Genomic DNA, 12177 nt, shown 5'->3' with positions numbered 1-12177 from the left:
GTTTTTTAAGGGAAATGCCGTGCAATATTTAACCCATGCGGGAAAAATTCGGGAGGCGATCGCCCATTTAGCCCGTTTTCCCATCCTCTGGCTCGACACCGAAACCGCCGCCTATCGCAGCAAAAACCGTCGCATCGCCCTGATCCAAGCCCAAACGGATCCAGGGGGGGATGCCGCTCAGGTTTTTCTCCTCGATGTTTTAGATCAGCCGGATTTGATTGAAACCTTTATTACCACAATTATCGCCAATCCCCAGATCGAAAAAGTCTTTCACAATGCCAGCTACGACCTGCGCTTTCTCGACAAAACCCGCGCCGAAAACATCACCTGCACGCTGAAAATCGCCAAAGCGATCCCACCATCACTGCTTCCCGTGGATAACCACAAACTCAATACCCTCGCTGCCCATCTCTGCAATCTCTCCCTCGACAAAACCGAGCAGGGCGGTGATTGGGGACAACGGCCCCTCACCACAGCCCAGAAAGAATACGCCGCCCTAGATGTGATTGTGCTACCGCAAATTCATCAAGCCTTACTGAAGCGACAAGCCCAAGCCCCATCACTCAGCCGCGATCCCGCCCAGGAAGATTTAGATGCCCTCACCCTAGCCTATCGACAAATCAGCCTCAAATATGAAGCGGTGAAAGCAGAATACGAGAGCATTAAAGACCGCCTCAAGCAGGCCATGGCCGCCCAACAATCCACGCATTGCAACGGGGTACGCTATCAAAAAACGACCACCACCGAGTACAAAATCTCCTTTGCTGATCTCCTCGCCATCACCCAAACCCATCAACTGCCCCCTCCCAATTTACCGATCAAGCTCACGCAGGAATGGCAAAAATCACTCAAACCCGTTTGGGATCTGCTCCCCATTGAAGAATCCCTGAGGGAGTCAATCTCCCTCAAAATTGCCAAAGATGAGGAGGATGTCCCCTTTTAACTGCTGCTGCTGGTTTGCATCGGACGGAGAAAATTCACCAAATTGTATAAATTGCGGGACTGAATCCACAGCCGGCCCCGGCCTTGAAAACGACAGACCAAACCATCTCCCCCTAAAAGTCCTGTGCGGATCCCCCGCCAGGACAATCCCCCCAGCATTTCAACGTGATAACTCAGGGACTCCTCAAAGGCGACAATGTAGCCCGTATCCACCACATAACTCCCCTCGACGGGAATTTCCACAATTCCCCCATAGGAACTAAACCATACCGATCCCTCCCCGGTCAGCCGCAATAAAAACAGCGACTCCCCACTAAAAAACCCCCTCAACCCCTGAAACTGACTGTCCACATTCACCGTGGGGCTAGCGGCCACAAAGCCAGAGGACTGCACCATTAAACTATCGTGACCCCCCCCTAGACGATAATGCTGGATATCCCCCGGCACAGCGGGAGAGACATACAATTGCCCCCCTTGACCTTGGGCGGTAAATTCGTTCATAAACAGCGATTCTCCGCCGAGCATTCGTTTTAGCCCCTGCATTGCTCCACCCCGGACTTTCGTTTCCATCTGAATGCAACTATCCATTGCCGCCATGGCGCTGGCTTCCACCACCACGGTTTGATTGGGCTTGAGATTGACAATCAGGGAAGCATAGGCGGGGGAATGCTCAATGGTGTAACGGTATTCGTCGTGAGCAGCCATAGGTTTTTCGGGTAAAGATGAGGACTTAACGGGTGCTGAGTTTGCTTCCCACTTGGCGACGGAGGGCATAGTTGTTATGGGTTTGGCAATAAACATTGCCCTGACCTTGGAAGCGACAGACTAAGCCCTCACCGCCGAGAAACGAGCCAAGCCAACTATCCCCGGCTTTATCAATGGAAAAGTTGAGGCTTTTGTCAAAGGCGACAATATGGCCCGTGTCCACAATATATTCCCCATGGACGGGGATTGTGTAAATCCCACCAAAGGAGGTGAGCAGCACTGGACCCATGCCGCTGAGGTCGAGCCAAAAGAGGCCCTCGCCGGAGAAGACGGATTTTAAGCCTTGGAACCCTAAATCAAGGTTAACGGTGCTGGCGCTGGCGAGGTAGGAACCGGACTGAACCACAAGGTTACTGTCCGCTAGCTCACAAACCAAGAGATCCCCCATCAGTTTGGGGGCGAGGAAAATTTCCGCCGGGGTTGCGGTGCGAAACACACTTAAAAATAAGGATTGTCCTGCCAACATCCGACCCACTGCCCCCATGAGGCTGCCCCCTTTGCCGCGATGGAGGCTGGTGCTGGGGGTGATGTGGCTACTCATCGCCACCATGGCCCCCGCTTGGGCGATTAATTCTTCCCCTGGGGCGAGGTGAACCTTGGCGATCGCACTATCCGGTTGATGTAGTAATTCAATCTCCATAATCCCTAGCGAATTTTCCGCCGTAAAAATTGTACAAAACCATCAATACTGCGGGATTGCAGATAAATCATGCCGTTGCCCTTGAGGTGATTGACCATCCCTTCCCCGGAAGTGAGGGAGCCTAAAATCCCCTTGGCAAAGCGGACATTGAGGCCAATACTTGGCTCATAGGCCACCAAATGCCCCGAATCAACGATAAAATCTCCCGTCACCTGCCGCCGGGTCAGGCCGCCATAGCCGCCAAAAAACACCAATCCGCGCCCCTTACTCGTCACCAGCAATTTAAACAACCCCTCCCCCGCTAGCCAACTGTTAAACCCAGCCCAACGCATCGAGAGGTCAATGCGGGCGGTGCTGGCAATATAGGCCCCCCCTTCCAAACAAAGGGCGGCTTGTTCGCCCCCCAATTGCAGCACTTCAATATCGCCAATCATCCCTTGGCTCAACACCAGGGTTTTCGCCTCGCTGGTGCGGTTGATGAACGTATTGGTGAAGAGACTTTCACCCCCAAACCAGGATCGTAAACAGGCGGGAATCAACCCCCCCATAAATTGCGTGGTCATCGTCAGGCCCGCATCCATGCTGGCCATGGCTCCGGCTTCGGCGGTGATCCGCTCCCCTGGCTCTAGGGTGATAAAAATGGCGGCAAAGGCAGGCTTGTAGCGGATCTCGTAGTTCACCGCTTTGTCTCCTCAAAATCAGATTAGGCTTCCCCCGTTGTACCGCACAATGGCGATTAATCCCCCTCTCTCTTGCACAAAATTAATGATCGGCCGGGCCGTGCATCCCCGCGAATTGGTAGACTCATCAGGGTTAGGCTTAACGGGCCCTGCCTCCCCTTGCTCAAACCTTAGGAGGAACATTGCCATGACCTGGAACGCGACAAACCCCCAACAATCCCGTAGTGAGCTTCAAGAGGAGGTGCGATCGCGCCTGGTGAATTACTTGGAGCAAGGGCAATTTGACGCAGCGAAGGCGTTGTTACAGCCGGTGCAGCCAGCGGATGTGGCGGATGTGATTGAGGAATTGCCCGATAAATCCCAGGTGATTGCCTTTCGGTTATTGGGGAAGGATGAGGCGATCGAGGTTTATGAACATCTTGATCCTTCTGTGCAGGAGGATTTATTAGAGGAATTTAAACTGCCAGAAGTCTTAGAAATTGTTGATCAAATGTCCCCCGATGACCGGGCGCGGCTCTTTGATGAACTCCCCGCTAAGGTGGTGCGGAAATATCTCCTCCATTTGAGTGATCAAGAACGCCAGGCCACAGCCCGCCTCCTGGGGTATAAATCGGAAACCGCTGGCCGGGTGATGACGACGGAATATATTTCCCTCAAGGAGGAATTGACCGTCTCCCAAGCCCTGGCCCGATTACGCCCCGTTGCCAATGATCTCGAAACGATTTACACCCTCTACGTCACCGATGCCTCCCGCCATCTCACCGGCACAGTGTCGTTACGGATGATCCTCGCTGCAACACCGGAACAAATTATCCGCGATATTATGACCCGCGATGTGATCGCCGCCCATACGGATACCGATCAAGAAGAGGTGGCGCGGATGATCCAGCACTATGATTTTTTGGCGTTGCCGGTGATTGATTCTGAATCGCGCCTGGTGGGGATTATCACCGTCGATGATGTGATTGATATTTTGGAGCGGGAAGCGACGGAGGATATCTACACCTTAGGGGGGGTGCAGTCGGGGGGAGATGATTATTTCCAAACCAATTTGTTAACGGTGGCGCGAAAACGGGTGGTGTGGCTGTTGGTGCTGCTGGTGACGAACACGGCCACCAGTGGCGTGATCCGTGCTCAGGAGGATGTCCTGGAGAGTGTGGTGTCTTTGATGGCTTTTATCCCCCTGTTGATTGGGGCGGGGGGGAATGTGGGGGCGCAGTCTTCAACGGTGGTGATTCGCGGGTTAAATACGGAAAGTGTTTCGATGCGGGAGGTGTTGCCGATTGTGGGACGCGAGGCGATCGCCGGTACGCTCTTGGGCTTAATGCTCGGGGTGGCGGTGACGGGTTGGGCCTACATCCTTCAAGGGGATTTAATGGTGGCGATCTCGGTGGGTTTGAGTCTTTTTGCCATCTCGATCTTGGCGGCGGTGGCTGGCTCCGGTTTGCCGTTTCTGTTTAAAGCGATGAAGTTTGATCCCGCCCTGATGTCTGCACCTTTTATTACCACCGTGGTTGATGTTTTAGGGGTGGCCCTCTACCTCTCCATTGCCCGCATTTTATTAGATTTATAGGTGATTGTGATGAATCTACCCTCAGGGCCAAAACAGCCGGGCTTATGGCAAACCTTAACCTTGGTTGCCGACCCAATTACCTTTTTTGATCGCTGCCAACAACAGTATGGGGCAACGTTTACAACACGGGTATTGGGGCCGAATTCGCCCCCGGTGGTCTTTGTGGGGGAACCGGATTTGGTGCAGGGCATTTTTACTGCCCCCCTTGATACCTTTGCCTTGGGTAAAGTCACCCATGTCTTTCGGCCGTTGACGGGGCCGCAATCGTTGATCATGCTTGATGGGGCTGAACATTTGCGCCAACGGAAGTTATTAATGCCGCCCCTCCATGGCGATCGCCTCAAAACCTACGCTGATCTCATCATCTCCATTACCCAAGAAACTCTAGCAAAAATTCCCAGCGGCCAACCCGTAGAACTGCGCCCTTATCTCGCAGAAATCACCCTTAAAATTATCCTGCGGGTAGTTTTTGGTTTGGCATTGGGGCCACGCTATGAAGAACTCAATCAACGGATTAGTCGATTATTGGATGACATCACCCAAACCGTCTATTCGAGTTTCTTCTTTTTCCCCCCCTTGCAACAGGATTGGGGGCCTTGGAGTCCTTGGGGGCATTTTCTCCGTCAACGGGCGGCCATTGATCGCCTCGTTTATGCAGAAATTGCCGAGCGACGGACGGCGGGCCCAGGGGGGGAAGATATTTTAAGCCTGTTACTAGCAGCCCAAGATGAACAGGGGGAAGGCTTAACGGATCAGGAATTGCGGGATCAGTTAATGACGCTCTTGCTCTTGGGTCATGAGACGACCGCTTCTTCTTTGGCTTGGGCGATTTATTGGAGTTACTGCGAGGAGGAAAGGCTGGCCCAATTACAGGCAGAAGTGGAGGGGGCTGATCCTTTAACGTTAGCAAATTTGCCCTATTTAAACGCTGTCTGTCAGGAAACCCTGCGGATTTATCCCATTGCTTTGATCTCTCAGCCTCGTATTGTGAAAACAGCCTATTCCTTAGGAAATTATCACTGTGATCCCGGCACAATTTTAATCCCCTGTATTTACCTCGCCCATCGCCTCAATGCGACCTATCCTAATCCCCTCGTTTTTCAACCAGAACGGTTTTGCGATCGCAAATTCACCGCCTTTGAATATTTCCCCTTTGGTGGCGGCCATCGGGGTTGTATTGGGGCAGCATTTTCGCGGTTTGAAATGCAACTCATCCTCGGCACATTGTTACAGCAACCCGGTTTTACGCTCCATCCCCAAGGCCCCATTCAACCCCAGCGGCGAGGCATTACCTTTGTCCCCAAGGGAGGGATTTGGCTAGAACGGCCAGCGGAGGAAATCAGCCCTAAAAAGCCTGTGCTAACCTAAAAGCAAGTTTATAGCCTTTTTGTTCTATGATTACCTCTGTCCACCCCCAGATTGACTATCCCGAAAACGACGGCAATCCCTTGTCAGACAACACACTGCAATTCCATTACATCACCACAATCCAAGGGGGGTTAGATGCCCTCTTTGCCGATGATCCCAACGTTTTTGTAGCAGGGGATCTGCTGTGGTATCCCATTGAGGGGAATAATCAGGTACGGGTGGCTCCCGATACGATGGTGGTGTTTGGTCGGCCCAAGGGTTATCGGGGTTCCTATAAACAATGGGAAGAGGGAGGTATTGGGCCACAAGTGGTGTTTGAGATTGCCTCACCGAGTAATAGCATTAAGGAATTACAACAGACAAAGCTGGCATTTTACGATCGCCACCATGTCGAAGAATATTACCTCTTTGATCCCGACCGCGTTCTGCTCAAGGGTTGGCTGCGGGAAGCAGGGGGGGGATTAGTGGTGATTCCCGTCATGGAGAATTGGGTGAGTCCCCGGTTAGGGGTGCGGTTTAAGTTAACGGCTGAAGGAGAATTGCAACTGTATACTCCCACGGGGGAACGGTTTGCCAGTTATGTGGAGATGAGTACCTCCCAAAAGTTAGCACTGGCTCAAGCAGCCTTTCAACAGGAGCGAGCAGAGCGGGCCGAACAGGAGCGTGAGCGGGCCGAACAGGAGCGTGAGCGGGCTGAACAGGAGCGTGAGCGGGCCGAACAGGAGCGTGAGCGGGCCGAACAGGAACGTGAGCGCGTCCTTGCGGCCCAATTCAATGCCATTGCTCCCCTTGCGGCGATGGGTTTAGAGGCAGAGGCGATCGCCCCCATCCTCTCCCTACCCCTAGATTTAGTTCGATCCCATCTGGAGGAAATCAAACCTTAGGCCGCAAACCGAAGGCTTTGATGGTATTCTGTGATGTGATTTCAGCCCGTTGCTCACCCCTGCCCTGCTTAGTTAGCCACCATGAAACTAGCCGAGATTCAAAGCGCGATCGCCCAAGAAACCACCACCCTCGAAACCAAAATCGAGCGGCGCAAGTGCATCCTCGATACCTACGTGGGAGACCCCACCCGTCTGCGCATTGAAATGGAAAAATGGAAATCGGAACTGGAAGTCTGGCGAAAATGCCTCGGTTGGATTGACCAAGTTGAGGGCTAGTTGATGATGAAATCCGCTTAGTTCAGAGAGTGCAAGGCTATAGGTAATTGTAGGGGCGAAAAATTTTTCGCCCCCACGCCCATCGATTTGACAACCGGATTCTCGATCAAGGAGGCGATCCGGTTGAGGGTCGCGATCGCCTAGGATGGAAAACGCCCCCCGATGGATCCCCTTGACCCATGCTTCTGCTCATTGATGGCCACGGCCTCGCCTTTCGCTCCTACTACGCCTTTGCCAAAGGGCGGGAGGGTGGTTTAAAAACCTCCACAGGCATTCCCACGAATGTCTGTTTCGGCTTTCTCAAAGCCCTGTTTGCCACCATGGCGGCCCATCGCCCGGATTATTTGGCCATCGCCTTTGACCGCAAAGAACCGACGTTCCGCCACGAACTCGATCCCCAATACAAAGCCACCCGCAAGCCAGCCCCAGCGGATTTTTTACCGGATCTGGAAAATCTTCAGGCCCTGTTAGGCGTGATGGGGATTCCCGTGATCACCCAAGCGGGGTATGAGGCGGATGATATTTTAGGAACCTTGGCGCGGCAGTATGCCCAGGAAGGGGTGAAAATCCTCACGGGCGATCGCGACCTCTTTCAACTGGTTGATGATGCGGCCCCCATCAGCATCCTCTATTTTGACCGCCTCAATCGCAGCAATTTAGCAGGGGCCACGGAATATCACGCTGCTCAGGTGGTGGCAAAAATGGGGGTACGGCCCGATCAAGTGGTGGATTTTAAAGCCCTTTGTGGGGATGCTTCTGATAATATTCCCGGTGTGCAGGGGATTGGCGAAAAAACGGCGTTAAAACTGTTAACCGATTATCAAACCTTAACGGGAGTCTATGACCATTTGCCCCGGATTAAAGGGACATTGCGGGATAAATTGGAGCGCGATCGCCCCCAAGCTCTCCGTTCTCAACAGTTAGCCCAGATCGAACAAAATGTCCCCTTAAAAGATTGGGATTTGGCAAAATTGGCGGTTAAACCGTTGGATCGGGAAGTGATTATCCCCCACCTCGAACGGTTGGAATTGAACCAATTAGTGAAACAGTTTGGGGAGTTGGCCCAAACCTTTGGCAATCCTGCGCCTCCCCCACTGGGAGCAGCAGAAGCCAAGGAAGCAGAGGATACTTGGTTTTTTACACCGGAGGACACAGTAGCGGCCCAAACCCCGGAGCCAGCCCCGATTAGCCCGCAAATTATTGACACCATAGCCAAGCTCACTAACCTCATCGCCACACTGGAGACTTGCACCGCGATCCCCACCGCCTGGGATACGGAAACCACGGGACTCGATACCCACACCGCCGCCTTAGTGGGGATAGGCTGCTGTTGGGGGCCAGAGCCGGATCAAGTGGCCTATATTCCCATCGCCCATCAAAGGGGGGCGCAATTGCCCTGGGAAATGGTGCGATCGCACCTCGCCCCCCTCCTTACCAGCCCCACTTATCCCAAAGTTTTGCAAAATGCTAAATATGACCGCCTGATCCTCCACCATCACGGTATTGATCTAGCCGGAGTTGTCTTTGATACGATGTTGGCCAGCTATGTGATCCGCCCGGAAGCCAGCCACAATTTAACCGATCTATGCGATCGCTATCTTACTGACATTACCGCCTACCATTACCAAGATTTAAAAATTCCCAAAGGGGAAACCATTGCGGATCAACCCATTGAACAGATCGCCCTTTATTGCGGCTTAGATGTCTACGCCACCTATCATCTGGTAGCACCCTTAAAGGCTGAATTAGCGAAAATCCCCAATCTTGAAACCCTATTTAACACGGTAGAAATCCCCCTAGAGCCGGTGTTAGCGGCGATGGAAACCGCAGGAATTCGCATCAATCAACCCTATTTACAGGAACTTTCGCAGCATCTCGCCACCGAATTAGCCCGTATTGAACAGGCCGCCTATGATCATGCCGGCCAAACCTTTAATCTCAGTTCCCCCAAACAATTAAGTGAGCTATTTTTTAACACATTGGGATTAAATCCCAAAAAAAGCCGTAAAATCAAAACGGGTTACTCCACCGACCACGCTACCTTAGAAAAACTCCAAGGGGATCATCCCGTTATTGATTGCATTTTAGAACATCGCACCTTAGCTAAACTCAAATCAACCTATGTAGATGCGTTACCGGCGTTAGTGAACTCTAAAAGTAACCGTCTCCATACTGATTTTAACCAAGCCGTCACCACCACAGGCCGCCTTTCTTCCTCCAACCCCAACCTCCAAAATATCCCCATCCGCAGCGAATTTTCTCGGCAAATTCGTCAAGCCTTTTTACCCCGTAAGGGTTGGCTTTTAGTGAGTGCTGATTATTCCCAAATTGAGTTACGAATTCTGGCCCATTTAAGCCAGGAACCAATTTTATTAGCTGCCTATCAGCAGGGGGAAGATGTCCATGCAGTAACGGCACGGCTCTTATTTGAGCAGGATGACGTGACACCGGAGCAGCGGCGGTTAGGGAAGACGATTAATTTTGGCGTGATCTATGGCATGGGGGCGCAACGGTTTGCCCGTGAGGCGGGGGTCAGTCCAGAGGAGGGCAAGAAATTTATTGAACGCTACCGCTCCCGCTATCCCCAGGTTTTTGATTATTTGGAAACCCAAAAACGGCGAGCGATCGCCCTTGGTTATGTGGAAACAATTTTAGGACGACGGCGTTATTTTAATTTTAGCGATCGCCCCCTCCTCAAATTACAAGGTCATGATCCCCAATCTATTGATTTAGATCAAATCAAAGGATTATCTTTAGGAGATTCCCAACTATTGCGGGCCGCCGCCAATGCCCCCATCCAAGGCTCTAGCGCCGATATTATTAAAGTAGCAATGGTCAAAATTCATGAAATTCTCAAAGACTATCAAGCCCAAATTTTATTACAAGTCCATGATGAATTATTGCTGGAAATGCCTCCGGAAGAATGGAAATTCTTAAAACCCAAAATTTGTGATGTCATGGAAACCGCCGTTAACCTAACCGTACCCTTGCAGATAGATATTCATGCCGGTGAAAACTGGATGGAAGCGAAATAATTTAGCCGATGCGATTGAGGGTTGTAGGAATCTTAATTGTGAATGTGGTTCCTGCTCCTGGTCTGGATTCACATAAAAGCTGACCGTGATGAAACTCGGTGATAATTTTATAACTGATGGACAATCCTAAACCTGTTCCTTTGCCAATCGCTTTGGTGGTAAAAAAAGGATTAAAAATTTTGGACTTGATATCTTCAGGAATGCCATTACCATTATCGGCAATGGTGATCACACACCAATGATTATCAACAATCTCTGTCGTAATTCTAATCATCGGTTGCCATGGGGGTTCAGCCTGGGCGATCGCCTCATGAATCGCATCAATACCATTACTCAAGATATTCATAAAAACTTGATTCAGTTGGCTAGGATAACATTCAATCTCAGGGAGATTAGCATATTTTTTGTGAATTTCAATGCAAGCATATTGATTAACGTTAAAAATTCGATGATTGAGAATCATTAATGTGCTTTCAAGACCTTCATGAATATCAACAAATTTATAAGCTGCTTCATCAACACGTGAAAATGATCGCATGGATTGAATAATATTTTGAACCCGCTTCACCCCAGATTGCATGGATTGAATCACACGGGGGAAATCAAGGGCAATAAAATCGAATTCAATATCGGCAATTCTTTTCTCAATTACAGGTAAATGTTGCGGAAAATAATAACGATATAAATTAATTAAATCTAGTAAGTCTTGACTGTATTGCAGTGCATAGTCAAGATTTCCAGAAATAAAATTAATGGGATTATTCACTTCATGGGCAATGCCTGCCGCCATTTCACCCAACCCCGACATTTTTTCTGCATGGATCAGTTGAGATTGAGTTTCTAAAAGCTGCTCTAGGAGTTCTTGAAGCTCTTGCTTTTGACCCTTTAGCTCTTGTTTAGATAAGTTTAACTCAGTAATTAAGCGGGCTTGTTGTTGTCGATGTTTGGCACTATCTAGTAAATACCATGAGGATAAACCCGTGATGCTAATACTAACTAGAAAAAAGGTTAAAGAACGCCAATGGTCTTGAGGTAATGATGATTGAGGCAAGATTAATAGCGTCATTTCGACATCATTCCAAGATAAACTTTCCAGGCATTTAATGATTTTATTTTCAATGGGGCATTTTTTCGTTAAATCTCCTTGATTAGCAATGTGAAGATCATCAGGATAATTAAACAGCAGTCGTTCAGCAATAGAAACCCTTGTTTTTTGCAATCCTGATTCAACTTGGTCAATGGGTAGCTCATACAGATAAATATTGAAACTATTAGCTTGAGTTTGTTTAATCACATCGGCAAACAGGTCTGAAATAGAAAAGGTCATATGGGCAACACCGATGAACTTTTCAGAAAGCTGATCAATAGAAAGGGTAGATAATGGATCTTGATAAACTGGAATATAGGTAATGAATCCTGATTTTTCACCATCCTGCTGGGGTAAGGTGGTGATTGTGGTCGAAACAACTCCGGTTTGTGATGCTTTTTCAATAGCCCATTGACGTTTCCAGTCCTCTAGATGAGGAAATGTGAGCCACCGTGATTCTAAAAATGGTGGATAAATAATTTTATTTTCAAGATCAAATGAGTCTGTTCTCTTTGAATTTATCATTGAGAAGCCAATATATTCAACGACGCTTTGATCTCGAAAAATTTGATTGGCTATAGCTTCAAATTGTTTGTCATTAAGTTCTGGATAAAGACTATAAATTGCCGCCAGAGATCGCGCTAACTGCTCAGTTTGGTTTAAGTTACTTTGAAAGACATTACGAATTGCACGAGATTGATGGCTTAAGTTTTCCTGAATTCTGATACTTTCCCAGCGATAAATTAAAAAAGATGTGCTTGCGCCTAGACCTATGCCTAGGGTCAGCATAAGCCAGACTGGAAAACAATTCAAACGTGGGATGTGACTTTTCCTCAATGTTTTTAGGGAAATTTTGAGCATGGTGCTTTAACTTTCAAACTTAACCAAGAACACTATGTGGAAATACGTCAATCTTCCCTGCTCTTA

General features: G+C 49.6%; 10 protein-coding genes. 6 read left to right on the top strand and 4 right to left on the bottom strand.

Annotation, left to right across the window (positions count from 1 at the left end; translation table 11 throughout):
* Positions 1 to 19 precede the first annotated feature (19 nt).
* Positions 20 to 943, top strand: coding sequence for a ribonuclease D (locus VB712_RS05235; RefSeq protein ID WP_323252844.1), 924 nt, complete (start codon positions 20 to 22; stop codon positions 941 to 943).
* Here the strand turns inward: VB712_RS05235 and VB712_RS05230 are convergent.
* From VB712_RS05230 to VB712_RS05220, 3 genes are read right to left on the bottom strand one after another with little or no spacing between them, the layout of a single operon-like run.
* Complete coding sequence (locus VB712_RS05230) at positions 940 to 1647, bottom strand: TIGR00266 family protein (RefSeq protein WP_323252842.1); 708 nt, start codon at positions 1645 to 1647, stop codon at positions 940 to 942. The two genes, VB712_RS05235 and VB712_RS05230, sit on opposite strands and share 4 nt — an antisense overlap.
* A 25-nt stretch (positions 1648 to 1672) precedes the next feature.
* On the bottom strand, positions 1673 to 2347 hold the full coding sequence (locus VB712_RS05225; RefSeq protein ID WP_323252840.1) for a TIGR00266 family protein: 675 nt from the start codon (positions 2345 to 2347) through the stop codon (positions 1673 to 1675).
* A gap of 5 nt (positions 2348 to 2352) precedes the next feature.
* On the bottom strand, positions 2353 to 3027 hold the full coding sequence (locus tag VB712_RS05220) for a TIGR00266 family protein (protein ID WP_323252838.1): 675 nt from the start codon (positions 3025 to 3027) through the stop codon (positions 2353 to 2355).
* A gap of 187 nt (positions 3028 to 3214) precedes the next feature.
* Between VB712_RS05220 and mgtE the strand changes: the two genes are divergently transcribed.
* The 5 genes from mgtE (at position 3215) to polA (ending at position 10163) form a co-directional block, all read left to right on the top strand.
* A complete protein-coding gene (gene mgtE, locus VB712_RS05215; RefSeq protein ID WP_323252836.1) occupies positions 3215 to 4600 on the top strand; it encodes a magnesium transporter in 1386 nt (461 codons plus the stop codon).
* Between the two features lie 9 nt (positions 4601 to 4609).
* A complete protein-coding gene (locus tag VB712_RS05210) occupies positions 4610 to 5968 on the top strand; it encodes a cytochrome P450 (protein ID WP_323252834.1) in 1359 nt (452 codons plus the stop codon).
* A 26-nt stretch (positions 5969 to 5994) separates the two neighbouring features.
* The gene (locus tag VB712_RS05205) at positions 5995 to 6852 is read left to right on the top strand and encodes a Uma2 family endonuclease (RefSeq protein ID WP_323252833.1); all 858 of its coding nucleotides are present in this window, start codon (positions 5995 to 5997) and stop codon (positions 6850 to 6852) included.
* Between the two features lie 81 nt (positions 6853 to 6933).
* Positions 6934 to 7128 (top strand): hypothetical protein, encoded by a 195-nt coding sequence (locus VB712_RS05200; RefSeq protein ID WP_323252831.1) that lies wholly within the window; start codon positions 6934 to 6936, stop codon positions 7126 to 7128.
* Positions 7129 to 7307: 179 nt separating this feature from the next.
* Entirely contained in the window at positions 7308 to 10163 is a 2856-nt protein-coding gene (polA, locus tag VB712_RS05195; protein ID WP_323252829.1) for a DNA polymerase I, read from the top strand.
* A 1-nt stretch (position 10164) separates the two neighbouring features.
* Here polA and VB712_RS05190 read toward each other — a convergent pair whose 3' ends face one another.
* Positions 10165 to 12111 carry an ATP-binding protein gene (locus VB712_RS05190; protein ID WP_323252827.1) on the bottom strand — a complete coding sequence of 649 codons (1947 nt, stop codon included), beginning with the start codon at positions 12109 to 12111 and terminating at the stop codon, positions 10165 to 10167.
* Positions 12112 to 12177: the final 66 nt, after the last annotated feature.

It is taken from the genome of Spirulina sp. CCNP1310, assembly GCF_034932185.1.
Lineage (GTDB): Bacteria > Cyanobacteriota > Cyanobacteriia > Cyanobacteriales > Spirulinaceae > Spirulina.
Note: the sequence above shows the minus strand (reverse complement) of the source record. Positions and strands in the feature narration are given on the sequence as shown.

Coding starts and splice junctions, on each gene's coding strand:
- VB712_RS05200 (WP_323252831.1), top strand. CDS start 6,934: ATGAAACTAGCCGAGATTCAAAGCGCGATCGCCCAAGAAACCACCACC.
- polA (WP_323252829.1), top strand. CDS start 7,308: ATGCTTCTGCTCATTGATGGCCACGGCCTCGCCTTTCGCTCCTACTAC.
- VB712_RS05210 (WP_323252834.1), top strand. CDS start 4,610: ATGAATCTACCCTCAGGGCCAAAACAGCCGGGCTTATGGCAAACCTTA.
- VB712_RS05205 (WP_323252833.1), top strand. CDS start 5,995: ATGATTACCTCTGTCCACCCCCAGATTGACTATCCCGAAAACGACGGC.
- VB712_RS05230 (WP_323252842.1), bottom strand. CDS start 1,647: ATGGCTGCTCACGACGAATACCGTTACACCATTGAGCATTCCCCCGCC.
- VB712_RS05225 (WP_323252840.1), bottom strand. CDS start 2,347: ATGGAGATTGAATTACTACATCAACCGGATAGTGCGATCGCCAAGGTT.
- mgtE (WP_323252836.1), top strand. CDS start 3,215: ATGACCTGGAACGCGACAAACCCCCAACAATCCCGTAGTGAGCTTCAA.
- VB712_RS05190 (WP_323252827.1), bottom strand. CDS start 12,111: ATGCTCAAAATTTCCCTAAAAACATTGAGGAAAAGTCACATCCCACGT.